The organism is Rhizobium sp. ZW T2_16 (assembly GCF_044987325.1).
Taxonomy (GTDB): domain Bacteria; phylum Pseudomonadota; class Alphaproteobacteria; order Rhizobiales; family Rhizobiaceae; genus Neorhizobium; species Neorhizobium cellulosilyticum.
Window position 1 is genome coordinate 294,736 of sequence record NZ_JBJDRG010000005.1, and the last position, 25,650, is coordinate 320,385.

At 59.3% G+C, this 25,650-nt stretch carries 24 protein-coding genes; 11 read left to right on the top strand and 13 right to left on the bottom strand.

Annotated features, from left to right (window positions below):
* Window positions 1-40 precede the first annotated feature (40 nt).
* The 3 genes from ACI3K0_RS16110 to ACI3K0_RS16120 all read left to right on the top strand — a co-directional run bounded on the left by ACI3K0_RS16110 (window position 41) and on the right by ACI3K0_RS16120 (window position 3,251).
* Complete coding sequence (locus tag ACI3K0_RS16110; protein WP_148145036.1) at window positions 41-1,474, top strand: aldehyde dehydrogenase family protein; 1,434 nt, start codon at window positions 41-43, stop codon at window positions 1,472-1,474.
* A 121-nt stretch (window positions 1,475-1,595) separates the two neighbouring features.
* Window positions 1,596-2,669 (top strand): AI-2E family transporter, encoded by a 1,074-nt coding sequence (locus ACI3K0_RS16115; RefSeq protein ID WP_206828624.1) that lies wholly within the window; start codon window positions 1,596-1,598, stop codon window positions 2,667-2,669.
* A gap of 219 nt (window positions 2,670-2,888) precedes the next feature.
* A complete protein-coding gene (locus ACI3K0_RS16120) occupies window positions 2,889-3,251 on the top strand; it encodes a hypothetical protein (RefSeq protein WP_148145034.1) in 363 nt (120 codons plus the stop codon).
* Between the two features lie 51 nt (window positions 3,252-3,302).
* Here the strand turns inward: ACI3K0_RS16120 and ACI3K0_RS16125 are convergent, their stop codons facing one another.
* Window positions 3,303-3,971: a response regulator transcription factor gene (locus tag ACI3K0_RS16125; protein ID WP_148145033.1), complete on the bottom strand. Its 669-nt coding sequence runs from the start codon at window positions 3,969-3,971 to the stop codon at window positions 3,303-3,305.
* The gene (locus ACI3K0_RS16130) at window positions 3,968-5,368 is read right to left on the bottom strand and encodes a sensor histidine kinase (protein ID WP_148145032.1); all 1,401 of its coding nucleotides are present in this window, start codon (window positions 5,366-5,368) and stop codon (window positions 3,968-3,970) included. Before ACI3K0_RS16130 ends, ACI3K0_RS16125 begins: the two co-directional genes overlap by 4 nt.
* A 183-nt stretch (window positions 5,369-5,551) precedes the next feature.
* Here ACI3K0_RS16130 and ACI3K0_RS16135 point away from each other — a divergent pair, with 183 nt between their 5' ends.
* On the top strand, window positions 5,552-5,944 hold the full coding sequence (locus ACI3K0_RS16135) for a DUF1236 domain-containing protein (protein WP_148145031.1): 393 nt from the start codon (window positions 5,552-5,554) through the stop codon (window positions 5,942-5,944).
* Window positions 5,945-6,006: 62 nt separating this feature from the next.
* Here the strand turns inward: ACI3K0_RS16135 and ACI3K0_RS16140 are convergent, their stop codons facing one another.
* The 6 genes from ACI3K0_RS16140 to ACI3K0_RS16165 all read right to left on the bottom strand — a co-directional run bounded on the left by ACI3K0_RS16140 (window position 6,007) and on the right by ACI3K0_RS16165 (window position 11,149).
* Entirely contained in the window at window positions 6,007-7,359 is a 1,353-nt protein-coding gene (locus tag ACI3K0_RS16140; protein ID WP_148145030.1) for an LLM class flavin-dependent oxidoreductase, read from the bottom strand.
* Between the two features lie 33 nt (window positions 7,360-7,392).
* Complete coding sequence (hutC, locus tag ACI3K0_RS16145; protein WP_404945630.1) at window positions 7,393-8,145, bottom strand: histidine utilization repressor; 753 nt, start codon at window positions 8,143-8,145, stop codon at window positions 7,393-7,395.
* Window positions 8,142-8,933 carry an amino acid ABC transporter ATP-binding protein gene (locus tag ACI3K0_RS16150; RefSeq protein ID WP_148145028.1) on the bottom strand — a complete coding sequence of 264 codons (792 nt, stop codon included), beginning with the start codon at window positions 8,931-8,933 and terminating at the stop codon, window positions 8,142-8,144. The genes hutC and ACI3K0_RS16150 overlap by 4 nt, the downstream gene beginning before the upstream one ends.
* Window positions 8,930-9,598, bottom strand: coding sequence for an amino acid ABC transporter permease (locus ACI3K0_RS16155; protein ID WP_404945631.1), 669 nt, complete (start codon window positions 9,596-9,598; stop codon window positions 8,930-8,932). Before ACI3K0_RS16155 ends, ACI3K0_RS16150 begins: the two co-directional genes overlap by 4 nt.
* Window positions 9,595-10,236 carry an amino acid ABC transporter permease gene (locus ACI3K0_RS16160; RefSeq protein WP_148145026.1) on the bottom strand — a complete coding sequence of 214 codons (642 nt, stop codon included), beginning with the start codon at window positions 10,234-10,236 and terminating at the stop codon, window positions 9,595-9,597. Before ACI3K0_RS16160 ends, ACI3K0_RS16155 begins: the two co-directional genes overlap by 4 nt.
* A gap of 100 nt (window positions 10,237-10,336) precedes the next feature.
* Window positions 10,337-11,149 carry a transporter substrate-binding domain-containing protein gene (locus ACI3K0_RS16165; RefSeq protein WP_404945649.1) on the bottom strand — a complete coding sequence of 271 codons (813 nt, stop codon included), beginning with the start codon at window positions 11,147-11,149 and terminating at the stop codon, window positions 10,337-10,339.
* A 352-nt stretch (window positions 11,150-11,501) separates the two neighbouring features.
* On the opposite strand from ACI3K0_RS16165, the gene ACI3K0_RS16170 reads away from it, so the two are divergent.
* The 3 genes from ACI3K0_RS16170 to ACI3K0_RS16180 are packed head-to-tail and all read left to right on the top strand — an operon-like array spanning window position 11,502 to window position 15,519.
* Entirely contained in the window at window positions 11,502-12,749 is a 1,248-nt protein-coding gene (locus ACI3K0_RS16170) for a Zn-dependent hydrolase (RefSeq protein WP_404945632.1), read from the top strand.
* A gap of 9 nt (window positions 12,750-12,758) precedes the next feature.
* Window positions 12,759-13,847 (top strand): DUF917 domain-containing protein, encoded by a 1,089-nt coding sequence (locus ACI3K0_RS16175; RefSeq protein ID WP_404945633.1) that lies wholly within the window; start codon window positions 12,759-12,761, stop codon window positions 13,845-13,847.
* Between the two features lie 10 nt (window positions 13,848-13,857).
* Window positions 13,858-15,519 (top strand): urocanate hydratase, encoded by a 1,662-nt coding sequence (locus ACI3K0_RS16180; RefSeq protein WP_404945634.1) that lies wholly within the window; start codon window positions 13,858-13,860, stop codon window positions 15,517-15,519.
* A 24-nt stretch (window positions 15,520-15,543) separates the two neighbouring features.
* Here the strand turns inward: ACI3K0_RS16180 and ACI3K0_RS16185 are convergent, their stop codons facing one another.
* The 4 genes from ACI3K0_RS16185 to ACI3K0_RS16200 form a co-directional block, all read right to left on the bottom strand.
* Window positions 15,544-16,467, bottom strand: a complete 924-nt coding sequence (locus ACI3K0_RS16185) for a pseudouridine-5'-phosphate glycosidase (protein WP_148145021.1) — start codon at window positions 16,465-16,467, stop codon at window positions 15,544-15,546.
* A gap of 14 nt (window positions 16,468-16,481) precedes the next feature.
* Window positions 16,482-17,594, bottom strand: a complete 1,113-nt coding sequence (locus ACI3K0_RS16190) for a carbohydrate kinase (RefSeq protein ID WP_148145020.1) — start codon at window positions 17,592-17,594, stop codon at window positions 16,482-16,484.
* Between the two features lie 79 nt (window positions 17,595-17,673).
* Window positions 17,674-18,672, bottom strand: coding sequence for a phosphogluconate dehydrogenase (NAD(+)-dependent, decarboxylating) (gene gnd, locus ACI3K0_RS16195; protein ID WP_404945635.1), 999 nt, complete (start codon window positions 18,670-18,672; stop codon window positions 17,674-17,676).
* A 137-nt stretch (window positions 18,673-18,809) separates the two neighbouring features.
* Window positions 18,810-19,928, bottom strand: a complete 1,119-nt coding sequence (locus ACI3K0_RS16200) for an anhydro-N-acetylmuramic acid kinase (protein WP_148145018.1) — start codon at window positions 19,926-19,928, stop codon at window positions 18,810-18,812.
* A 279-nt stretch (window positions 19,929-20,207) separates the two neighbouring features.
* Here ACI3K0_RS16200 and repA point away from each other — a divergent pair, with 279 nt between their 5' ends.
* The 3 genes from repA (at window position 20,208) to ACI3K0_RS16215 (ending at window position 23,566) form a co-directional block, all read left to right on the top strand.
* Window positions 20,208-21,473, top strand: coding sequence for a plasmid partitioning protein RepA (gene repA / locus ACI3K0_RS16205; RefSeq protein WP_404945636.1), 1,266 nt, complete (start codon window positions 20,208-20,210; stop codon window positions 21,471-21,473).
* A gap of 23 nt (window positions 21,474-21,496) precedes the next feature.
* On the top strand, window positions 21,497-22,558 hold the full coding sequence (repB, locus tag ACI3K0_RS16210) for a plasmid partitioning protein RepB (protein WP_404945637.1): 1,062 nt from the start codon (window positions 21,497-21,499) through the stop codon (window positions 22,556-22,558).
* 135 nt (window positions 22,559-22,693) lie between these two features.
* A complete protein-coding gene (locus tag ACI3K0_RS16215; protein WP_404945638.1) occupies window positions 22,694-23,566 on the top strand; it encodes an MBL fold metallo-hydrolase in 873 nt (290 codons plus the stop codon).
* A 43-nt stretch (window positions 23,567-23,609) separates the two neighbouring features.
* Here the strand turns inward: ACI3K0_RS16215 and ACI3K0_RS16220 are convergent, their stop codons facing one another.
* On the bottom strand, window positions 23,610-24,542 hold the full coding sequence (locus ACI3K0_RS16220; RefSeq protein WP_206828643.1) for a LysR family transcriptional regulator: 933 nt from the start codon (window positions 24,540-24,542) through the stop codon (window positions 23,610-23,612).
* A 126-nt stretch (window positions 24,543-24,668) separates the two neighbouring features.
* Here ACI3K0_RS16220 and ACI3K0_RS16225 point away from each other — a divergent pair, with 126 nt between their 5' ends.
* Window positions 24,669-25,649 carry a glutathione S-transferase family protein gene (locus ACI3K0_RS16225; protein WP_148145013.1) on the top strand — a complete coding sequence of 327 codons (981 nt, stop codon included), beginning with the start codon at window positions 24,669-24,671 and terminating at the stop codon, window positions 25,647-25,649.
* Window position 25,650 lies beyond the last annotated feature (1 nt).

Here is a 25,650-nt window from a genome sequence, read left to right on the forward strand (position 1 = left end):
ATATCCGCTGGATTGAAAAGCCGCTTGGGAAGGAAAAAGCATGACCATCCATCAAAATCTCATCGCCGGCGAGTGGGTCGGCAGCACGGGCTCGGAAAACGTCAACCCGTCCGATACCAATGACATTGTCGGGCTTTACGCGCAGGCAACGGCCGATGACGTCAGCCAAGCGATTGCTGCAGCAAAGGCTGCTTTTCCGGCATGGTCCCGATCCGGAATTCTTGAGCGTCATGCGATCCTGAAAAAGACCGCCGACGAAATCCTGGCGCGCAAGCAGGAACTCGGCACGCTTCTCTCCCGCGAGGAAGGCAAGACGCTGGCAGAGGGGATCGGCGAAGTCACGCGTGCCGCTCAGATCTTCGACTTCTTTGCCGGTGAGACGCTGAGGCTGGCTGGCGAAGTCCTGCCATCGGCAAGGCCCGGCATCGGGGTCGAGATCACGCGCGAACCGCTCGGCGTCATCGGCATCATCACCCCGTGGAATTTTCCGATCGCCATTCCGGCCTGGAAGATTGCGCCGGCGCTCTGCTACGGCAACACGGTGGTATTCAAGCCGGCGGAACTCGTGCCCGGCTGCTCCTGGGCGATCGTCGACATCCTGCACCGCGCCGGCCTTCCCAAGGGCGTGCTCAATCTGGTGATGGGACCGGGTTCGGTTGTCGGCCAGACGATGCTCGACAGCCCGGACATTGCCGGCATCACTTTCACCGGCTCTACAGGCACGGGCAAGCGTGTGGCGGCGGCCTCGATCGAGCATAACCGCAAGTTCCAGCTGGAAATGGGCGGCAAGAACCCCATGATCGTTCTCGACGACGCGGATCTCGGTGTCGCCGTGGAGGCCGCGGCAAACTCCGGCTTCTTCTCGACCGGCCAGCGCTGCACGGCGTCTTCCCGCCTGATCGTCACCGAAGGCATCCATGACAAGTTCGTCGACGCGCTGACCGAACGGATGAAGAGCATTCAGGTAGGGCATGCGCTGAGGCCCGAAACCCATATCGGCCCGGTTGTCGACGTGCGTCAGCTGAAGCAGGACACTGACTATATCGAGATCGGCGTCAAGGAAGGTGCCAAGCTCGCTTTCGGCGGCGAGCGTCTGGAGCGTGACACGCCCGGTTTTTTCCTGCAGCCGACGCTATTTACCGAAGCGACCAACCAGATGCGCATCAGCCGTGAGGAAATCTTCGGCCCGGTCGTCAGCCTCATTCGCGTCAAGGATTATGACGAGGCGCTGGCAATGGCCAATGATACGCCTTTCGGCCTCTCGGCCGGCATTGCGACGACAAGCCTGAAATACGCGACGCATTTCAAGCGCAACTCGGAAGCCGGCATGGTGATGGTCAACCTGCCGACGGCGGGTGTCGATTTCCACGTGCCCTTCGGCGGACGCAAGGCTTCGTCGTTTGGTTCGCGCGAGCAGGGCAAATATGCCGCCGAATTCTTTACCGTGGTGAAGACTGCCTACACTCAGGCCTGATGATGGCCGCAAATGTTGCGGCTGTAGAAATGTAAAAGACCTGTGAGCGGTCCGTCTGCAGAGTAAGACCTGTAGACGGATCGGTTTTACGCGTTATCTCTGTCTGCGGAAAAACGTTCAGATGCAGGATGGGATATTCGTGGTTCAGCGTGTCAGCTTTTATATTCTGCTTGTCTTTGTGACGCTGGCATTCATCGCAATCCTCATCCCGTTCTATTCTGCGGTTTTCTGGGCGGTAATCTTCGCTATCATCTTTTTCCCGCTCTATGCCAAGCTGGAAGAAGCGCTTGGCGGGCGGCGTAATAGTGCCGCCGTTCTCTCCGTGCTGATCTGCCTCTGCCTCGTGATCCTGCCGGGTCTGGCCATCCTGGCTTCGCTCATTCAGGAGGGAACCGGTCTCTATCAGAGGGTCTCGAGCGGACAGATCGATCTCAACCGGATGCTTAACGAGGTCGTGACGGCTCTTCCCGCCTTCATGCAGGACTGGCTGCAGACCATCGAGACTGGAGGCTTCGCTGCCCTCCGCGATCGCTTTTCGTCATCGCTCATGCAAGGCGGAAGCTTCTTTGCTGGGCGGGCATTGAATTTTGGCCAGAGCACTGCAGAGTTTTTCATTGCCTTTGGTCTGATGCTCTATTTGCTTTTCTTCCTGTTTCGTGATGGACGCTCGCTGGCGGCTGCAATCCGAAGCGCGGCGCCTCTAAGCGATGAGCACACGACGCAGTTCATGGCAAAATTTGCCTCGGTCGTGCGGGCGACGGTTCGTGGTAATATCATCATCGCCATCATTCAAGGCGTCATTGGAGGCGTTACCTTTTGGTTGCTGGGCGTGCAGCCGGCACTTCTCTGGGGCGTCCTGATGGTCATCTTGTCCCTGGTGCCTGCCGTTGGCGCTGCCCTCGTCTGGGTGCCGACGGCGATCTATCTTGCCGTCGCGGGAGAGGTTTTGAAGGCTGCTGTCATCGTTGCAGTCGGTGTGTTCGTGATCGGTCTCATCGACAATATCCTTCGACCACCGCTGGTCGGCAAGGAAACGAAGCTTCCGGACTATGTCGTGCTGATCTCGACCGTTGGCGGGATTTCTCTTTTCGGCGTCAACGGTTTTGTCATCGGCCCCCTGATTGCAGCGCTCTTCATTGCGGCATGGTCGCTTTTTGAAAAGGAGCAGGGCGGCGGTGGGAATGCAGTTGATTGAAACGCGATATCTGTAAACATGGTTGGACCATGGTCCAATTCGGGCATTCGCAAAGGTCTCATGGCGGAACTATGGCTGGGCTCAAATGTTGAATGCTAGTAGGGTGCAGTTACTGACGCTTGTCCGATGGAGGTTGCCATTCGCTCCCGCCGACAGATTATTTCAGGCCTGATGCTTGCCTTTCTCCCGGGTGTTGTGTCGTTTGGCGCGAAGTCCGCGATGGCACGTAATGGCGGACAGGGTGGTGGAAACGGAGGAGGCGGAGGCGGCCGTGAAGGCGGCGGCAGTTCCGGTAATTCCGGCAGGAGCGGTGGTGCTGAGAGCCGAGAGGGTAATGGTGGCCGGGGCAATCGCGATCGCAGCGCCGATACCGCGGCGGAGGCGAGAACAACGGATAGCCGCTCTCAAAAAGACGCCGTCAATGTCGACAATCGTGGCATCCGGGTGAGGCACGGCAGCGGTATTGCCGAAGAGGTGAATGATCGAGGCCGTTATGTCATGCGCGATCGAAGTGGCAGGACGATCGTCAATCGCGCCGCCACGAAATCCGATCTCGACAGATTGCGCTCATTGATAAAGTGAGTGATCTGCGAGCCATCATTTCCGGACGGCCCGCCGGATTGCTGGTTTCGCCTACGAGGAGAGCGTACGCCCGGAGATTTCTCGTGCCGCCTCATTCCAGGCGATTGCCGCGGCGGTTCTGTTGGTCACGTTAAGCTTGGCGAAGATGCGCGTCATGTGATGCTTGACCGTCTTCTCATGCAGATCGAGCTCGATGGCGATTGCCTTGTTGCTCAGGCCTTCGGCCGCGAGACCCAAGACCTCGCGTTCGCGTATCGTCAGGTCGCGCATGGCAGCGGAGAGGCTGTCCTCGTTGGCCGAGGCCGGCGGCTCTGCCAGGAGCTTGGCGGAAAGCGCCGGCGCCACATATCCTTCACCGGCGGCAACAGAGCGGAGGATTTCCGCAAGCGAGCCTGATCCGATCCCTTTGAGCACATAACCCTTTGCGCCGTCCTGTAGCGCCTGGCGGATATCATCGCTGGTTTCCGATACCGTCAGCATCACGATGTTCTGGTCGGGCCGCTCGGCAAGGATGGGGCCGATTGCACCAAGGCCGCCACCCGGCATCGAGATATCCATCAGCAGAATGTCGGGCTGGTGCCGCTGGGCGATTTCGATTGCATCGTCGCGGCTTCCCCCCTCAGCCACGATGTCGAAGCCGAGTTCGGTCAATGTGCGCGCAACGCCTTCCCTGAAAAGAGGGTGATCGTCGCATACGGCAACCCGCAGATCCGTCATCAAGTTTTCTCCGTTTCGCAAATCTTCAAAGTCATCGTCACTGTCGTACCGCTGCTATTCGAAACGATCTCGAACCGCCCTCCGAGGCTCTCGATCCGTTCCCTCAGACCGGCGATGCCAAGGCTCGTCGGCTTGATCTGTGTCGGATCGAAACCGGGGCCGGTGTCGATGACATCCACCACAACGCAATGCTCTTCCAAACGTTGCAGCACTTTCTGGCCCGATCCTCCCGCATGCCGCCAGCCATTGTTAAGCGTCTCCTGAACAAAGCGGTAGACGCAGATTTTTTCCGCAGGGCTTGGCTGCCACTCGACTGCGGCCATTGTAAGGGCAATCGAAACGCCGGTCCGTTCCCGGTGGCGCTGAACTGCCTGCAGGATCACATCCTGGAAGTTCGCGGTCTCGATCTCTGGAAGGATGAGATCGTGACAAATGCTGCGGATTTCCCTCATCGCTTCCTGCAGGCTCTTCTTGATCGAGGTGACCTCTGCCTCGCGCGTTTCGCGAAGTGCCTGGGCGCCGAGAATGGCGGGGCTGTCGATCCGAAGGGATGCATAGGCAATAAGCTGCGCCGGCCCGTCGTGGAGATCGGCTCCCAGCCGCCTTAGAAAACGTTCGTTAATGGCGGTCGTTTGCTGGCTTGCCTTCTGAACGCGCGAGTGCAGTTCCCGGTTCTGCTTGAGAAGATGCGAAAGCTCACCGACCCGGGCATTGAGAAGGCCGCGTTGCAGCTCGATGAGCCGGCTGCCGCGAAAGACGATCAGCGACAGCAGCGAGAAGATCGCCGCGATCACCGCAATGACCGCCAGCCAGGTGCGTAGTCTTGCGCTCTGGAGGCTGCGCTCGAAATCGGTTGCCACTTCATAGAATTCCGATACCGCCACGACTTCGCCTGACCATGGCTGCAACACGGGATTATAGATTTCGAGGAGTGGTCGCGTCTGGTTACCCAGCGCTTCCGCTTCCTCCGGATCGATTTGGTTGAATTCTGACACCATCTTACCGGAAAACGCCGCCTTCAGGTCTTCGCTTGGAGCAAGTTTCTTCCCCATAAGCGTCTTGTCATTGGCGTACAGGATCGTGCCGTCCTTGCGCCATAGGCGGAAGGAAATGAGGCGTTGACCGAGCGCTCCCTGTGACAGTGTCTCGTCGAGCACGCGTTCTATCGACTCATCGAGCTTTTCCGTGGTCGTCATGTCCGGCAAAATCGGAGCGATGATGCTGTCGACGTAAAGAGCAGTCGATGCGGCGGAGTTCCGCGTCACGGCCTCTTCAATGAGGCTGGCAACGAAAGTACCCACGATCAATGTCGCGATAATCGAGATTAACCCGCCGGCAAGCAGAAACTGGCGGGCGAGCGACTGTCCGGTCCAAAAAGCAATAACGTTGGGTAGGCGCACGAAAGCCTCGGTGGCTGCATCAGAAGAAGATAATTAAGGCTCGGCTTCACGGCGTCAATGGGGTCGCATGACCACTAATGTGTCCGGCGGGACCAAAGTCGCATCCTCAAACGCAAAGGTCCCGTATGGGAACGGCTCCGCATTCTTCACGTTTTCCTGCCATCGCAAGCAAGGAGTTCTGTGATGAAAAAGATGATCCTGGTATCCGCTGCCATTGCAGCCTTCGCCACCGGTGCCCTGGCCCAGCAGAGCACTGTAAACGGTGCCGTCGGTGGTGCCGTCACCGGCGCAATCGTCGGCGGCCCGGTCGGCGCTGCGGTTGGCGGCATCGTTGGCGCTGCAGCCGGCACGGCAATCGACCCGCCGCCGGAACGCGTCGTGCGTTACGTAGAGACCCAGCCGATGCCGGCACAGTCGGTCGTCGTCCAGGAACAGGTGGTGGTCGGTCGCCCCATTCCGCAGCAGGTGGTGTTGACGCCTGTGCCGGAAGATCCGACCTATGCCTATGCGGTGGTCAACCAGCAACGCGTTATCGTAGATCCGCAGACGCACACGGTCGTTCGCATTCTCAACTGATATTAGGTCGAAGATCGAGAAGGCGCCCGTGACATCGCGGGCGCCTTTTCTTATGTCTTTCCTCAACCCTTCTGGCGGGCCGCAGCGTGGCGATTGGCGGGCATTGAAAGGCCGAGATTTTCGCGAAGTGTTGAGCCCTCGTACTCTTCACGGAAAAGCCCGCGGCGGCGAAGTTCCGGCAAGACGAGTTTGGTAAAGTCGGTCAGGCTTGCCGGCAATGTCGGGAACATCAGAATGAAGCCGTCGGCGGCGCGCGCCTCGAACCATTCTTCCATGAAATCGGCGATTTCCTTTGGCGTGCCGGTAATACCGTTGCCGGTGCTCTTTTCCGCATAGTGGTGGATCAGATGGCGCAGCGTGTGGCCCTGTTTGATGAAGTCGGTCAGTTCCTCGAACAATGCCTTCGAGCCCTTCGGCTGCTGCGGCAGGCGTTCCATTGGGAAGGGCTTGTCGAGTTCTGCGCCGGAAAGATCCGTTTCCAGAAATTCGCCCAGCATCCAGCGGCCGACATCAGGGTGAAGGTTGTTGATCAGGAAATCGACCTTGGCTTGGGCTTCCGCTTTCGTTTCTCCGACATTGACGACAATGCCCGGCATCATCTTCAGGTCATCCTCGATGCGGCCATACTTCGCCATGCGGCTTTTGACATTGCGATAGAATGAACCGTTGCGCTCGATGCTGGAGGCCAGGCTGAAGACGATTTCCGAGGTTCGGGCAGCAAGCTCCATCCCCGCTTCCGAGCCGCCTGCCTGGGCGATGACAGGTCGCCCTTGTGGGGTCGAGGCGATATTCAACGGTCCGCGAACCTGGAAATGCTTGCCCTTGTGGTTCAGCGTGTGCAGCTTGTCCTTGTCGTAATAGACGCCGCCCTGACGATCGAGCAGCAGGGCGTCCGGCTCGAAACTGTCCCAGAGGCCGAAAACGACATCGACGAATTCCTCGCCGCGCTCATAGCGGATCGCATGCGGATCGAGCCCCTCGCGATTGAAATTATAGCCGGTTTCGTCGTGGTCGGAGGTGACGACGTTCCAGCAGGCCCGGCCACCGCTTAAATGATCGATGGACGAAAATATGCGGGCGATGTTGTAAGGCTCATAGTAGCTGGTCGAGGCTGTCGCCACGAATCCGAGCTTCTCCGTCATGGCCGCAAGGGCCGTGATCAGCGTCAGGGGTTCGAACCGGTTCATCTTTGTCGGCGAGCGGGATAGAGCTTCCGGATCGCCGATCGCGGCGGCCGGTGAGTCCGCCACGAACATGAAGTCGAGCTTGGCCTCTTCCGAAATGCGGGCGACATTAAGCAGGTGGTCGATTTTGTTTGCACCATTGACATCGGCTGCAGGATGCAGCCAGCTCGCCGGGTTGAAGCCGAACGTATAGACAAAGGTTCCAAGTTTCAGCTTGTCTTCGCGGGCCATGGTTCCTCGACTCCTCTTGATAGTCTTCGTGTTTCAGCCCGCCTGAGATGGGGTGAAGCGGGCGGTGAGCGTGTGGCTTTTGCCGGGATAGGTCAGCCGAACCGAAGTCACCGACTGATCGAGCCGCCATGTCTGACGCTCGACAACCATGACAGGGCTGCCGATAGGGATGGCGAGATAGTCAGCTTCCGCGGAGCCGGCGCCGCGGGCCGCAATCCGGTGCTCGGCGGCGCTCCATGGCACATGATCGAGAAGCCAGGGACCGGGAGAGAGGGTTTCGAATGTTTCTCCTCTGGCATCCGGCACGACTTCCAGATTTATCAGACGCTGCTCGAGGCAGAAGGGATGTGCGCCCGCATAGTGAAGGCAGGTAATATCGGCGATCGCTCTCTTACGCGGGATGTCGAGGCGCTCGGCCTCTTCACTGTTCGCCGGCCTTACCGTGCGGCCCAGAATCCGGTGGCTATAGATTTCACCTTTCGCCTTCACCTCTTCGCGAATGTCGTAGATTTCGAGAATTGCGCTTTGCGCCTTCTGGGGGAGAACGACACTGCCGACCTTGCGCTTCCGCTGTATCAGCCCGGCGCGTGCCAGCTGTGTCACGACCTTGTTCACGGTCATGCGCGAACAGCCGTATTGCAAGGCCAGTTGCTGTTCCGATGCGATCTTGAAGCCGGGTTGCCAGCGGCCAGTCAGGATATTCTGCTCGATATCGAGAAGTATTCGCTGATGAAGCGAAAGCGGCGTCTCGGGAATAGTGTCGGCAGTAATATCCGCGTCAATCATGCGAGCATGCTGGCGCCGCGATCGAGATAGGTGTCGAGAAATTGCTCCAGGCGTGGGTGGCGCGGTTTGGCAAAGATTTCCGCTGGCGGTCCTGAGAACAACAGCCTTCCGTGATCGAGAAAGCTGATCTGCTGGCCGACGCTGGCGGCAAAGCCGATCTCGTGGGTGACGACCACCATCGTCATGCCCTCGCTCGCCAAGTCCCGCATGACGTTGAGCACTTCACCGGTCAATTCCGGGTCGAGCGCGGAGGTCGGCTCGTCGAACAGCATGATTTTCGGTTCCAGCGCGAGCGCCCGGGCAATCGCCACGCGTTGCTGCTGGCCGCCGGAAAGCTGCGACGGGTAATGTCCGGCGCGGTTTTCCAGCCCGACCTTGCGCAACTGCACCATGGCGCGTTCCTCCGCCTCAGCTTTCGGCACCTTGCGGACGAGCTTCAGGGCTTCGCTAACATTGCCGAGCGCGGTCATATGCGGCCAGAGATTGAATTGCTGGAAGACCATGCCTGTCTTCGTGCGAACCGCACGGATCTGGTTGGCGGGCAGGCGCTCGCGGCGGCCATTGGCGTCCTCGAAAAAGCCCAGGGCCTCTCCGTTGATGGTGATCATGCCGCTGGTTGCTTCTTCCAGAAAAGCGAGGCAGCGCAGCAATGTGCTCTTGCCTGAACCAGACGGACCGATGAGGCAGGAAACCTTGCCTTCCGGGATTTCCAGATCGATGTCCTGCAGCACGGTGGTTTCTCCGAACCGCTTTACGAGTTTGCGGATGGCGATGGCTGGTACACTCATGCTTTCGAAAACCTCAGTCGGGAGAGACGATTTTCGGCCACGCGGCCGAGCCGGTCTGTGAGTTCAACGATGATCCAGTAGACGATCGCCAGGATGAAGATCGCTTCGAGGAAGGCGTATTGCTGCGAGCCGATGGCGCTGACGGTGGCGGTCAGTTCCGGCACCGTGATGATCGACAAGACGGCGGACTCCTTGAGCAGTATGATCGCGAGGTTGATGGCGGGCGGCAGAACTATCAGCGCCATTTCCGGCACCTGGATCCGGCTGATCGTCTGGAACCGCGTCATGCCCAGGCAGGCTGCGGCTTCGACATGGCCGACCGGGACCGAAGCATAACCGGCGCGGAACACCTCGCTGTAATAGGCCGCGCTATAGACGGTAAGCCCGATCAATCCGCAGGGGATGGGATCGAGCATCAGGCCGACGAACGGGCCGCCGAAATAGAGAAGAAAAATCTGGATCAGGAACGGGGTGCCGCGCAGCACTTCCACGATCGTGCCGAGCACCGCGTTGACGATCTTGCCGCCGAAACGCCGCGCGGTAGCGACGATGAAGCCTGCCACGACCCCGCCGAGCACGCCGGCGATCCAGAGCCAAAGGGTGACGAACAGCCCGCTGCCGATTTCCGGCAGTTTCTCAATGATGACTTGCGGGTCGAACATCATGCCGAGGCTCCCTTCAGGGAACGTTCGGCATAGCGGCCAAGAAGCGCGATTGCGGAGTTGATGACGAAATAGATGAGGGCCGCGGAAGCAAAGATCGGGATCGGCTGATAGGTGCTGGAGGCAAGATCCTGAGCCATCTTGGTGATCTCGATAATCCCCACCACCGACACGAGCGAGGAGGATTTGAGGATCATGATCGCCTCATTCACCAGTGCCGGAAATGTTAGCCTAAGAGCGATGGGCGCGCGGATGCGGATGAATGTCTGGGCACCAGTAAAGCCTGCGACATCGGCGGCTTCAATCAGACCAGGCGGAACGCTGGCAAATCCGCCACGCAGGTTTTCAGCCTGATAGGCAGCCGTGCAGAGTGACAGGCCGACGATCGCGGCGACAATTCCGGGAACATTGATGCCGATCACCGGCAACAGCGTATAGATGAGCAGAAGCTGGACCAGCAGCGGCACGCCGCGGAAAAAGCTGATGAACAGCCTTGCCGGCAGGATATAGATCGACTTGCCCGACAGCAGCGCGGCAGAGAGCAGCATGGCGATCACGAACCCGATCGCGATCGACACCAGGCTGATGCCAAGGGTCGAGAGAGCCGCCTCCAGAAGCAGCGTGAAAAGTTTTGGCGTCATCGGCTACGCTTCGTTGGTCGCCGGCGCGGTGCGCAGGGCGAAACGGAAGGAACGAGGGATCAGGGGACGCGCTAAGCACATCCCCGTAATCGACTGAGGATCAGAATGCCGGCTCAGGCACCGAGTCCGGCGTATCGAACGTCGTGCCGAACCACTTTTCCTGCAGCTTGCCCAGGCGGCCGTCCTTCTTCATCGCAAGAATTTCGGTGTCGATGTAATCGAGCAGCGACTTGTGGTCGTCATCCTTGGTACCGATGAAGCCGAAATAGGTCTTCTTGCCGAAAGCCGGGGTCACGACTTCGAAGGCGCCGTTGCGCTGCTTGGCAACGAAGGCGATGTTCGGAAGGGAGTTCGCGACAGCAACGACACGGCCGGTGGCAAGGTCCGCATAAGCGTCGTTGAACGAGACATATTCGCGAACGTTGACCTTTTCCGGAAGCGTCGCGGAATATTCCTGCAACTGCGCGAGCTGTGCGGTCGCCTTGCCGACGCCGACGGCCTTGCCGGCAATATCGGCCGGCTTCGTGATCGAAGTGTCGCCGGCCTTCTTCAGGATCGCGACGGAGGCTTCGGCAACCGGGGCACTCATGCGGTAACGCGCAATGCGGGCCTTGGTGATGGTCGCCGGACCGGCAACGACATCGAACTTGCCGGCTTCAAGGCTTGGCAGAACGCTATCCCACGGCAGTTCGACCCATTCGATCTTGACGCCAAGGTCCTTTCCGAGCGCCTCGAAGAAATCGACGTTCAGGCCCTTGTGCTCGCCGGCGTCGATGAAGTCGAAGGGAGCGAATGCTGTTTCCGTGCCGACCTTCAACACGCCTGCGGCCTTGGCCTTGGCCAGCACGTCTTCAGCATAGGCCGAAAACGACGTGGCAAGCAGAAGGGCGCCAGCGGCGACAGCCTTCATCATTTGTCTTTTGAGCATTGGTGATTTCTCCGCGTTGTTCTACCTTAAGGACCGCAGTTCGGCTGTTCCCACCGTGTGACAGCGAATTTTATCGCTGTTCTTTTTATTGCCTATACAAATGACCGATGTTTTCGGAGCCGTCAACGGCTTCAGTCGGGCTTTCCCACGTGTCGCGTCGGGGCTGATGATCGCCGCAATCGGTCGGCCGATTTCCGATCAAATCAGCTTGCCTTGCCTGGTTTCGTGAACCTATCTTCTCTGGATACTCATCGAGGAGAGAGCGAAGCCAGGTGCCGAGTCGGCGCGGATGCAGCGCTCGATCTACTGCCAGCATTTCATTTCAGGATCATGCCATATGACTTCCAATCTCGTCGTCAATGCCGGCCGTATCGCGGCAGATATCGACGCTCTGGCCAATATCACCGAACCCGACAGACCATGGACGCGTCGCGCATTCACGCCGATGTTCCTCAAGGGACGCGCCTATGTGGAAAAGGCATTTCGTGATGCGGGTCTTGAGACGCGTATCGATGCTGGCGGTAACCTGATTGGTCGTCGAAAGGGAAAGACGGGTGGCGGCACGCTGATGCTGGGCTCGCATACAGATACGGTGCCAAATGGCGGTCGTTTCGACGGGATCGCCGGCGTGATTGCGGCGCTTGAAGTGGCGCGCGCGCTCAGCGATGCGGGGATCGAACTGGAACACGATCTGGAAATCGTCGATTTTCTGGCGGAAGAAGTCTCGATTTTCGGCGTCTCCTGCATCGGCAGCCGAGGCATGACCGGTGTTCGTCCTGGCGAGTGGCTGGAGCGCACGGCCGAGGCCGAGGGAAGGCGTATAGATCTGGCCGAAGGGATTCGCGAGGTCGGTGGCGACCCGGCGCAAATCGGCGGGCGCGATGATATCAGGGCCTTTCTGGAATTGCATATCGAGCAGGGTACAGTGCTTGAGCGGGAGGGAATCGATATCGGTATCGTCGGGGCGATTACCGGGATTTCCCGCTTCGAGATCCTGGTCGAAGGCCGTGCCGACCATGCTGGCACCACACCGATGAATGCGCGTTACGACGCCTTGGGGGCCGCATCCTACCTTGTGCTCGGCATTGAACGTATCGCCAACGAGTTGGCTCTCGGATCGAGTTATTTTGCAGGCACCGTTGGTGAGTTTTCGATGGAGCCGAATGCCGCGAATGTCATTCCATTCCATGTTCGGATGCTGATCGATGCCCGGGCCGTCGATCCTGCTCTCATGGACGAATTCGTAGCGGCCTTGTCTGCGCTTTGTGCGCAGACGGCTGCGAAACGGAATGTGAAGATTGCGGAACCGCGCAGGGTTTCCAATGCGGCCCCGACACCTATGTCCGGGATGGTGACGGATGTTCTGGCCTCGAGCGCTGCGCGGATCGGCGCTACCACCCGGCCGATGGTGTCTGGCGCCGGCCATGACGCCGCCTTCCTTTCAAAGGTGGCGCCTGCTGCGATGATCTTCATCGCCAGCAAGGACGGGCGCAGCCATGCTTCGGAAGAATGGTCGGAAAATGATGCGATCACTCTCGGTGCGGCCGTTCTTTACGAGGCAATTCTGGATCTGGATAAAAGATAGGGAGACGGCATGGGGCGCATACTGACGGAGAAGGATGTCGAGGCGGCCGTTCGCGGCGGTTCCGTTTATGCGGCCGGCGGCGGCGGCTGGTCCGATCATGGCCGCATGCTGGGCTATGCCGCGGTCAGCATCGGCAAGCCGGAACTGATCACGATCGACGAACTGGATGATGACGACTGGGTGGCAACGGCGGCGGCCATCGGTGCACCCGCTTCCACGACCGCATGGGAAATGCAGGGTGTCGATTACGTCAAGGCCGTTCAGCTTCTGCAGGATGCGTTGGGAGAAAAGATTTCGGCCCTGATGATCGGCCAGAACGGCAAGTCATCGACGCTGAACGGTTGGCTTCCGTCCGCAATTCTTGGCACCAAGGTGCTCGATGCTGTCGGTGACGTGCGTGCCCATCCGACCGGCGACATGGGGTCGATCGGCATGGCCAATTCGCCGGAACAAATGATCCAGACAGCAGTTGGCGGCAATCGTGCCGAGAACCGCTATATCGAACTGGTTATTCGCGGCGCGACCGCCAAGGTCTCGCCGGTGCTTCGCACGGCATCCGACATGTCGGGCGGATTTATCGCCTCCTGCCGCAATCCGCTGCGGGCCTCTTATGTTCGCCGCAATGCGGCGCTTGGCGGTATCAGTCTCGCGTTGAAGCTCGGCGAAGCGATCATCGAGGCGGATGCCAGGGGAGGGCATGCGATCATTGACGCGATCGTCAAGACGACAGGCGGGTCGATCATCGCCGAGGGCGAGGTCAGCTCAAAATCGGTTGTCTATACGAACGAGGCTTTCGATGTCGGCACGATCACGGTCGGTCGCGGCGACAAGGCCGTGACGCTGCATGTGATGAACGAATACATGGCGGTGGATGATGCCGGCGGCAACCGGCTCGCAACTTTTCCGGACATCATCTCGACCTTGTCGCCGGAAGGCGAGCCAATGAGCGTTGGACAGTTGCAGGTCGGAATGCCGGTGTTTCTGCTGCATGTGCCGAAGACGATCATTCCGCTTTCGTCGAGCGTCAAGGATCCGTCAGTCTACCCGACCGTCGAGAAGGCGCTCGGGATCAGCATCGCCGATTACGCATTGGGGTGAGGAGAACACCGTGTCTAAGCCGAACCCGCGCCATCCGAAATTTCCGATCCCCGGCGGACCGAAGCTGCGCGCCAAAGGCTGGCGGCAGGAGGCGTTGCTGAGGCTTCTTGAAAACGTTCTCTCGGTTGGCGAGGATCCCGACAATCTCATCGTTTATGCGGCGCTCGGGAAGGCTGCGCGTAACTGGGCCGCGCATGATGCGATTGTCAGGGCCTTGAAGGAGATGGACGAGGATCAGACGCTGATCATCCAGTCCGGCAAGCCGGTCGGGTTGCTGAAGACACATGCAAAGGCGCCACTGGTGATCATGGCGAACTGCAATATCGTCGGCCAATGGGCGAAGGCGGAATATTTCTACCAGCTGCAGAAAAAGGGGCTGATCTGCTGGGGCGGGCTGACGGCCGGCGCCTGGCAGTATATCGGCAGCCAGGGCGTGATCCAGGGGACCTATGAGATCTTCATGCGGATCGCCGAAAAGCGCTTCGGCGGTACGCTTGCAGGGCGGTTCGTGCTGACTGCCGGGCTGGGCGGCATGGGCGGTGCGCAGCCACTTGCCGGCCGCATGGCGGGGGCGGCGATCCTGGTCGTCGATATCGATCCCGAACGTGTCGCCAAGCGCAAGGCTATCGGTTTTCTCGATGAGGTCGCGTCCGATCTCGATACCGCGCTGGCGATGATCGATGCGGCGGTGAATGAAAAGCAAGCAGTGTCGATCGGCCTCGTCGGCAATGCGGCTGATATCTATCCGCAGATCGTCAAGCGCGGGATCGTGCCGGACGTTGTCTCCGACCAGACTTCCGCACATGATCTCGTCTATGGCTATGTTCCGAAAGGCATGAGCCTCGAGGAAGTACGACGGCTTCGAAAGGAAGGGCAGGGGCAACTGATGGCGGCGAGCCGTGCCTCGATCGCCGATCATGTCCGCGCCATGCTGACCCTGCAGGAAAGAGGGGCGGAGGTTTTCGACAATGGTAACCTCATTCGCACCCAAGCCAGAGAGGGCGGCGTCGAAAACGCCTTCGATATCCCGATCTTTACCGAGGCCTATCTGAGGCCGCTTTTCTGCCGCGCAATCGGTCCCTTCCGCTGGATGGCGCTATCCGGTGAAGAGAGCGATATCGCGCGTATCGACGATCTCGTTCTGGAGCTATTCCCGGACAATCATATCGTCACCAACTGGATCAGGCTGGCGCGCGAAAATGTGCCGTTCGAGGGGCTTCCGGCACGGATTGCCTGGCTTGGTCATGGCGAACGCACGAAACTGGCGCTGGCGGTCAATGAACTGGTTGGGAAAGGCGAGCTGAAAGGGCCGATTGCCTTCTCGCGGGACCATCTCGATGCCGGGGCGATGGCGCATCCGAACATAATGACCGAGAACATGAAGGATGGCTCGGATGCGATTGCCGACTGGCCGCTGATCAACGCCATGACGCTTTGCTCGTCGATGGCCGATCTCGTCGTCATCCATTCCGGAGGCGGCGGTTATGCCGGTTACATGACCAGCGCCGGGGTGACGATCGTGGCCGACGGGACGGAATCTGCGGCAGAGCGGCTCGACATGTCAATTACCAACGATACGTCGCTCGGCATCATCCGGTATGCCGACGCAGGTTATGAGGATGCGATCGAGGCAGCCGAGCGGGGCGAGGTTGCGCATATACGGCTGGGTTGAGACCCAGCCGTATGCATCGGACGGTCAGCCCTTCTTGAAGGCCGAATAGGCGACGGCCATCTTGGCTGCGAGCGTCGCGTTGTTTTTCACCAGCTCGATATTGGCCTTCAGGCTTTCGCCCTTGGAAAGTTCGTTGATGCGGGCAAGCAGGAAGGGTGTCAGTTCCTTGCGGCCGATACCGCGTTCATCGGCTTCGCGAACCGCGTCGGCAATCGTCCCGTCGATGAATTTCGGCGTGAGAGCCGCCGCTTCCGGGATCGGGTTGGCGATCAGAAGACCGGTGCCGGTTCCGAGCTGGTGATGCAGCCACATCGCCTTGGCGATCTCGGCGGCGCTGTCAAGCTTGTGATCGGCCTTGTAGCCGCTCTTGCGGGTGAAGAAGGCCGGGAATTCGTCGGTTCCATAGGCAATGACGGGAACACGCTGGGTTTCCAGATATTCAAGCGTCTTGGCGATATCGAGGATCGACTTGACGCCGGCGCAGACGACGGCGGTTTTCGTGCGGCCGAGCTCGGTCAGGTCGGCAGAGATGTCGAAGGTCTGCTCGGCACCGCGGTGGACGCCGCCGACGCCGCCGGTGGCAAAGATCTCGATGCCGGCGAGATCAGCCAGCAGCATCGTTGCGGAAACGGTCGTGCCGGCCGTCTGCTTGCGTACCATGGCGACGGCAAGGTCGCGGCCGGAGGCCTTTACGACATCCTTGGCCTGGGCGAGTTTTTCGAGTTCGTCGGCGTCGATACCGGCGCGCAGCTCGCCATCGATGACGGCGATCGTTGCCGGGACGGCGCCGTTGGCACGCACGACATCCTCGACCGCCTTGGCGGTTTCGAGATTGGCCGGGTAGGGCATGCCATGGGTGATGATGGTGGATTCGAGCGCCACGACCGGTCCACCCTTCGCAATCGCGTCGGCGACTTCCTTGTTGAGCTTAGGCTTCAGCAGTTGCATGTCGTCTTGTCCTTTCAGTTCGTCAGCCTGTGCCGATTGGCTTCGATAAGCTCGGCAGACAGGTCGGGGAGCACGCTGGCATTACATTCGGTGGTGAGTGTGGCGGCAAGCGCCCCGGTGCGGGCCGCATCGAAAATCTCGTCGCCTTCGAGCAGCCGATGAAGTGTCGCGGCGATCATCGCATCGCCCGCGCCGGTCATGTCGACGGGGGCAGCCCTGACGGCATTGACGAAGTCCACGGTTTCCCGTCCGGCAACCGCCATGCCCTGAGCCCCGGCGCTGACCACGGCCATGCCGGCGCCTGCTTTTTGCAGCGCCAATGCGGACTGTTTCGCGCCTTCGGAGGTGTGCGGGTTCGTCTGGCCGAGGATGGCGTTCGCCTCGTCGATATTCATGAACAGGAGGTCGATCCCGTTCAGGTCTTTCGGCAGGCGCATGACCTTGTGGGTCGACACCGCATCGATCGCCAGATGACAGGACGCATTTTTGCAACGGTCTATCAGCGCGAAAAGCGCTTCAGCGGGAAGATTGCAGTCTGCAAATACCCAGTTCGAGGCTGCGAGATGAGGCCAGGCACGCTCGATATGATCCGGCTGGAACAGGTCAAAAATGTTCATGTCGGCTATGCCGAGAACCAAGTCTCCGGCTGCATCAAGAATTGCCGCATATTCGGCCGTCGGGCGTTCGTTGGTCGTAACGACCTGACTGACGTCGATCCCGATTTCGCGCATATATTTGAGCAGGGCCTGCCCGCCGTCATCATCACCGACGATCGATATGAAGCCGGTCGCGGAACCGAGCCGGGCAAGATTTTCCGCAACATTGCGGGCAACGCCGCCGAGGCTACGGGTACTTTCGACGGGATTGGATGTTTCCAGAACGATCTTGGTGCGGGCGTGATATTTGCGGTCCAGCACGGCGCCGCCGATGCAGAAAGCGCGGACTTCGGACGAGAGAACATAACCCCGTCCAAGGATATATCCCTTGTTCATCAATTGAACGATATGAGCGGCAACCGTCGAGCGGGCCAGCCCCAGAGCGGTGGCAATTTCCTGCTGTCCGACGAAAGGGTTTTCGCGGATCAAGGCCAGAACGGCGCTTTCCTGTGGTGCAAGCGGATGGGTCATTGCATGGGCTCCTTGCGAAACCCATGCAGACAATTGTTTATCGTGTCAACAGATGTTTTAGGTCTGTTTATTGGGAGTCTTACTTGCCATGCGGCTTTTCGACGTGGCCGCCAAAGGACTTGCGCATCAGCGACAGCATCTTGTTGGCGTATTCGGCATTACCCTGGCTGTCGAAACGACTGAACACGGCGGCAGACAGAACCGGCACCGGAACGCCCATGTCGATCGCGGCCTTCATCGTCCAGCGTCCTTCGCCGGAATCCGAAACGCGTCCACCGAAGCTGCTGAGCGACGGGTCCACCTTCAGAGCGTCCGCCGTGAGGTCGAGCAGCCACGAGCCGATAACGCTGCCGTGGCGCCAGACTTCGCTGATCGCCTCGATATCCATGTCGAACTGGTAATATTGCTTGTCCGGTAGCGGCGTCGTTTCCGCATCCGCCTCGCGATGGGCGTTGCCGACATTTGCCTGTTTCAGCACATTGAAGCCTTCGGCATAGGCCTGCATCATTCCGTATTCGATGCCGTTATGGACCATTTTGACGAAATGGCCGGCGCCGCTCGGGCCGCAATGCAGATAACCGCGCTCCGCAGGACGAAGCAACGGATCCAGATCCGCTCCCGGCGCAAGCGTCGCGAAGATCGGGTCCAGATGTTTGACCGCCTCGTCCGGGCCGCCGATCATCAGGCAAAAGCCGCGCTCAAGACCCCAGACGCCGCCGCTCGTTCCGACGTCGATGTAGGAAATACCCTTCTCGGCAAGCTTGGCGCTCTGATCGACCGCGTCACGGTAGTTGGAATTGCCGCCGTCGATGATCATGTCGCCGGGCTGCATGAAGGCTGCCAGCTTGTCGACGATGCCGGGCGTGATCGCTGCCGGAAGCATGATCCATACGGCACGCGGGGGCGCCAATTTTTCGAGGAACTGTTCGATGGACGAGATGCCGATGGCGCCCTCGCCGACAAGCGCCTCGACTGCCGCCGGGTTGACGTCGTATGCGACGCATTCATGGCCCGCACGCATCAGGCGCCTTGCCATGTTGCCGCCCATGCGGCCCAGTCCCATCATTCCGATCTGCATGTGTAAGCCTCTCGATGCAGTTTTAGAATCGTCAGGATAACTAGGACTATGTGTCGCAGGCCTCAAGCTATTTAAATCGATTTATTTTTGGCTATGGTCACGTTTTCGGCAGGATAAGAAAAACTGGTGTAGAATCTTCAAGGATTGGCGATCCGGCCGCCGGTCTGCGCTTCTGGAACGCCGGTCGTTGTCGGGAAGCTGATCGGCAGGCCACGCAAAGCGCGCACGGCGAGGAATGCAAAACATTCGGCCTCGACGGCATCACCACGCCAGCCGAAACCATCGGCTGAAACAGCCTGAACCTTTGCCCTCTCTTCGATCATCGACATGATCGTGGGGTTGCGCCGCCCGCCGCCGCTGACGATCAGGCGCTTGGGCCTGTGCGGCAGAAGGTCGAGCGCCTTGCCGACGGCGGATGCGGTGAAGGCGGAAAGGGTGGCCGCGCCATCGGCAGGGTTCAGACCATCTGCCATGGCGGCGGTAAAATCGAACCGGTCCAGCGATTTCGGGTAGGCTGCGGTCAGATATGGATGCTGCAGAAGGCGTTCGAGCCGCACTTCGTCCACCGTGCCTGATGCGCCGAGCGCGCCGTCGCGATCCATCTCGCCAAGACTAAGCCCCTTGATGAAATCGTTGAGCGGCGCATTGGCCGGCCCGGTGTCGAAAGCGACCACAAGTTCCTCGCCATCCCACCAAGTTATATTGCCGACGCCGCCGAGATTGAGGATGGCGGTGTCGCCGCTTCGATCGACCTCACGCAATAGAGCGGTGTGATAAATGGCGGCCAGCGGAGCGCCTTGGCCGCCGGCTCGCACATCGGCTGTTCGGAAATCATAAACGACTTTTGTTCCGAGAAAATCGGCCATCATCTGGCCGTCGCCGAGCTGTCGGGTATCGCCCAGGCGCGCCTTGGTCGGAGCGCGATGCAGCACGGTCTGCCCATGGAAACCGACGGCACCGATCTCCTCTATGGTCAGTCCGGCGCCTTTGACAAGCTCGTGAACGGCGGTGGACTGGGCGCGCGTCAGCGCTGCTTCCGCATCCTTGAAAATCAGAGGTTCCGGACCTTCAAAATTCCAGCCTCGCGCCTGACGCAATGTTTCTTCGAGCAAAAGGCGGGTATCTTCCGCATAGGGCGCAAGCGTGTAGGCGCCGAAGGTTTCGACGCTTTCTCCGTCCGTCTTGATGAGCGCGACGTCGATATTGCCGTCGAGTACCGTTCCGGTCATCAGTCCGACCGCCCAGATAGGCTTCATTGCTTGTCTCCAATCGCGATTGACCGAATCAGATCATTTTATACGCACTCTTTCGGCAAAGGACGCCGGTTGTTCCTTTAGTAGAAATTCCTTGACGCGAATCACTCATGCAAGCACCTTGTAACGGTGCCTTCAGAATTTTCCGATATTCGGCGTAACTGTCGGGGTTTGGTGTAGATTTGACGAAAAGGCGTATTGAGCTGCCGAGCCGAGTTGTATTCGCAGTTGACCGTAACCGTGAATGTCGCTCCCGTAGGCAGCATCAGGGAGAGTTTGAGGATGGCCGGATCGGCTGAAAAAATTCGGAACTCGAAAGGCGATCTCGCGCGGGAAACGCGAGAGCTTGCCGACGAGGCCATCGCAAACGATGCGCGCGCGCTTTCCGAGCAGCTCAAGGCGATGCGTGAGCGGCTTTTTCCGCCGCTCGCAAGCAAGACACTGCGTAGCTTCTCTTCCGGCGAGGCAGCCAAGCTCATTGGTGTGTCCGATGGTTATCTGCGCCAGCTGTCCCTGGCAGGCGAAGGGCCGCAGCCCGACACGGGTGCGGGCGGACGCCGATTCTACTCGCTCTCGGACATCAATGCCTTGCGCAGTCATCTTGCAGAACAGGCGGTAGCCAAGGGCAATGTCGCCAAGGCGAAGTCCTACCTGCCGCGCCGGGATGCGGCGCAGAACGAGCATCTGCAGGTCATCTCTGTCACGAATTTCAAGGGTGGTTCAGGCAAAACCACCTCTGCGGCGCATCTCGCCCAGTATCTGGCCCTGACGGGGCATCGGGTGCTTGCGATCGATCTCGACCCGCAGGCTTCGCTTTCGGCGCTTTTCGGTTACCAGCCGGAACTGGACCTTACCGGGAATGACACGCTCTATGGCGCCATCCGGTACGACGACGAACAGCGCCCGCTTTCGGAGGTCATTCGCGGAACATATTTTCCGGGTCTGGATCTCGTTCCCGGGAATATAGAGTTGCAGGAATTCGAGCACGTTACCCCGCAGGCGCTGGCGAACCGCCAGAGCGGCAAGGATAGCGGTCCGCTGTTTTTCGCGCGGATTCAGGCCGTACTGACGACCGTGGAGCAGGATTACGATGTCGTTGTCATCGATTGCCCGCCGCAACTCGGTTACCTGACCTTGTCGGCTCTTTGTGCATCAACGTCGGTTGTCGTGACAGTGCATCCGCAGATGCTGGACGTCGCGTCCATGAATCAATTCCTTTTCATGACGTCTGATCTTCTGTCGGTTGTCCGCGAGGCAGGCGGCACGCTCAATTTCGATTTCCTGCGGTATCTCGTGACCCGTTATGAGCCGAATGACGGTCCTCAGGCGCAGATCGTCGGTTTCATGCGCTCGCTCTTCGGGGATCGAGTTCTGACCGCGCCGATGTTGAAATCCACCGCGGTTTCCGATGCCGGTCTGACCAAGCAGACCCTTTATGAGGTCGGACGCGAGAACTTTACACGTTCAACCTATGACCGCGCAGTAGAGGCTATGAATGCCGTCAACAGCGAGGTGGAGGCTCTGATCCACGCGGCCTGGGGCCGCTAGGACAGAAGGAAAGGTTTCAGATCATGGTAGGTAGCCGGAAAAACGAATTGAGAGCGCTGTTCGGAGGCGGGCTTGCGCCCGGTGCTGCACCTGCGCTCGAGGCGCAATCGGCACCGAAGCCGGCGATTGAAGTGCCTGCTCCCGCGGCCAATCCGACGGGACGTAGCGCCGCCGGCGCGGTAAAGGCAATGGGCCTTTCGCTCAATGCCATGACCCGTGAAGCCGAAGAAGCTCGCCTGCTGCGCCAAGCGCTCAGCGAAGGCGAGCGGGTCGTCTCGATCCATCCTGAGAAGATCGATTCGTCCTTCGTCGAAGACCGGTTGCGACTGGACGATCAGGACGACGAGGACCTCGCGACCCTTATCGAAAGCATGCGCGAGAGCGGACAGCAGGTGCCTGTGCTGTTGCGCAATCATCCGGAAAGGCCAGGCCGATACCAGACGGCCTATGGCCATCGCCGCATTCGCGCTGCTTCGCGCCTCGGGATCGAGGTCAAGGCAATCGTTCGGTCGTTGTCCGATGACGAATTGGTTTTGGCTCAGGGCAAGGAAAATGCCGAGCGCCGCAACCTCTCCTTCATCGAGCGCGCTGTGTTTGCCAAAAACCTTCTCGCCGGCGGTTTTGACCGGAAGGTGATCGGTGAAGCACTGTCGGTTCAGAAAAGCGAGTTGTCGCGGCTGCTGCAGGTGGTCGAGGCTGTGCCGGATACGCTCATTCGGGCGATTGGCGCAGCTCCGAAGGCTGGCCGTGATCGCTGGATGAAACTTGGTGAACTTCTCTCCTCGAAGGCAGCTCAGGCTTCGGCTGTGGCCGAGATATCCGGTGCCGATTTCCAGTCATCCGTGAGCGATGACCGGTTCCAGCTCGTCTTCAATCATCTCTCCCAGCCCGAAAAACGCCAGCCTGCAGAGCCTGTGCTGTTGAAGGACAACAAGGGAAAGATTTTCGCGCAGCTACATACCGATGGCAAGAAAAGCCGGATCGAGTTTGCAGCGGGGATCGATCGTGGGTTCGTCGATGCTGCCATGAAGACCCTCATTCAGCAGTATGACGCGTTTATCTCCGCTCAGTCATCGAAGGGATAAAAGCGCTGACAGCTCTTCCAGACGACAGTGAAAACGAGAAGCAGAGTAGATAAGCCGGCCTTGTTCGGCATGGAAAAGTCGTCGAAAGAATGGGCATATCGAAACTGATTTTTTCAACCGTCCGGAACTCATGTCATGAACGCCAATCCTCTGGTCAAAGGTTTCTACGACGAGCGCACCGGCAGCATTCAGTATGTGGTGAGCGATCCGGAAACGAGAGATTGCGCGATCATCGACCCGGTGCTCGATTACGATGAGAAATCGGGGAGCACGAAGACATCGAGCGCGGATGCGATCCTCGCCTATGTCGAAGGTGAGCAGCTTACGGCGCAATGGATACTGGATACGCATCCTCATGCGGATCATTTTTCCGCGGCGACCTATTTGAAGACAAAGACGGGCGCCCCGACCGCGATCGGCGCCAAAGTGGTCGATATTCAAAAACTCTGGCAGAAAATCTACAACGTGCCGGAAATGAAGACGGATGGATCGCAATGGGATCGGCTTTTCGCCGATGGCGAGAACTTCCGGATCGGCAACATGGTCTGCAGGGTCATCCATTCGCCGGGCCACACGCTGGCATCGGTGACCTATGTCGTCGGCGATGCGGCTTTTATTCACGACACTTTGTTCATGCCGGATAGCGGCAGTGCCCGTGCAGATTTTCCCGGCGGCAGTGCCGCAAGTCTTTGGTCTTCGGTCGACGCGATTCTTGCTCTTCCCGACGATACGCGGCTGTTCACCGGGCACGACTACCGTCCGGGCGGACGCGAGGCCCTGTGGGAGAGCACGGTTGGCCAGCAGAAGGCGGAAAACCCGCATGTTGGTGAAGGGCGGGAGGCATTTATCCGACTGCGCGAGGGGCGGGATGCGACCTTGCCATTTCCGCGCCTGATGCTGCATGCCTTGCAGATCAACCTTAATGCCGGGCGGATGCCGGTTCCCGAAGCCAATGGCACGAGCTACCTGAAAATCCCGCTTGACGCATTCGCCATCAACGCCTGGTAGGCGGCCGCTGCCGAACTGCCGAGTTTTACCGGTTGCTTAAAATCTATTCGGCCGAAGTTGGAAGATCGCGATCCCAGCGGGGTGCAGGTGCGAATTTGCCGGCCAGGAAATCGATGAAGGCGCGCACCTTTGCCGGCGGTCGCCGGTTGCTTGCATAGATGGCGAACACGCCAGGCAATTCCATCAGAGGTTCGTCGAGCGTGACCGACACCAGCCGGCCGGCGCGGATATCATCGCCGACCAGAAAGGTCGGCTGGTAGATCATGCCCTGACCCGCCAAAGCGGCCGCCACCAGGGCGTCACCGTTATTGGCATGGAGGTTTCCCGTAACCGGAACGATGATTGAGCCATCGAGGCCAAATCGCCAACGATCGGGACCAACCGAGCTGGACAGGGTGTAACCGAGGCAGTTATGCGATCCCAGTTCCGATACCGATGTGGGGATCGATCGCCTCGCAAGATAGGCGGGAGATGCGGCGACGAGCATGCGACAGCGTGCGATCTTGCGGGCTATCAGGCTCTGGTCTTCGATCCTGCCGATACGGATGGCGACGTCCCAACCTTCTTCGACGAGATCGACGGTACGATCGCTCAGGCCCAGATCGACACTCAATGCCGGGTGCAGTTCGGCGAACTCCGCCAATAACGGTACGATTTCCCGAACGCCGAATGAAACCGGCACATTGACGCGAAGCGTTCCGCTGACTTCCATTCGCTCCGCAGCTGCCGTTGCATCGGCTTCCGAAAGTTCGGAGAGAATACGCTCGACACTTTCCAGATAGCGCCGCCCGGCTTCGTTCAGGGTTATCTTGCGGGTGGTGCGATGCAGAAGTTTTACGCCGAGTCGATCTTCGAGCGCTGCCATGTGCTTGGTGGCCATGGTTGGCGACATGCCGAGCGCTCTTGCGGCTCCGGACAGGCTGCCGATTGCGGCGATCCTGGCGAAAACCTCCATTCCGGCGATGCGATCCAGCATGATTATCTCACTCTCAAGGTGTGAGCTGTAATGCTCGGATAGTTGATTATCATGTTACTGGAGCGAATGCATAGTGGGGCCGGTGATGGCTTCGCGCCGTCGGTGTAACTATGTTGGGAAAAGACCGTGCTCGTAGATGGCAAATGGACTGCTGACTGGCAACCGGTACAGGCCAAGGATGCGAAAGGCGGATTCGTACGCCAGACATCCAGCTTCCGGAACTGGATCACGCCGGATGGATCGGCCGGGCCGACCGGAGCGGGCGGATTCACAGCTGAAGCAGGCCGCTATCATCTCTATGTCGCACTGATCTGCCCCTGGGCTTCGCGAACGTTGATCGCCCGCAAGCTCAAGAAGCTCGATGACCTCGTCTCCGTCTCGGTAGTGAAGCCGGCGCTGACAAAGGAAGGCTGGCAGTTCGGCACCTATCCCGGCTCTACCGAGGATACGGTGAACGGCGCCCGTTATATGCACGAACTCTACACACGGGTGGATCCGCATATTACCGGCCGCGCGACGGTTCCCGTTCTATGGGACAAGAAGACAGGCACGATCGTCAACAATGAATCGGCCGACATCGTGCGGATGTTCAACAGCGGTTTCGGCTCTCTGGCCGACGAGAGTGTCGATCTTTATCCGGAAGCTCTTCGCCATGAGATAGATGCCCTGAACGAGCGCATTTATCCGCGCCTCAACAATGGCGTTTATCGCGCGGGCTTCGCCACCACGCAGGAAGCCTATGAAGAGGCTTTTCATGACGTATTCGGCATGCTTGACGAATTGGAGAGGCTGCTGTCGGCGAAGACCTTCCTCGTCGGCGAGCGCCTGACCGAGTCCGATATTCGCCTCTTTGTTACGCTCGTGCGCTTTGACGCCGCCTATCACGGGCAGTTCAAATGCAATCTGCGGCGTATCTCGGATTATTCTAACCTCAGCCACTATCTGCGCCGCATCCTATCCGTTCCGGGCATCGCGGAGACGGTCAGCATCGATCACATCAAACGTGGCTATTACTCGATCGAAAGCCTTAATCCGAACGGGATCATACCCGTTGGCCCGGCTCTGGAGTTCGCGGATCTGCTGCCTTGGCTACCAGCTGCGATCTAGG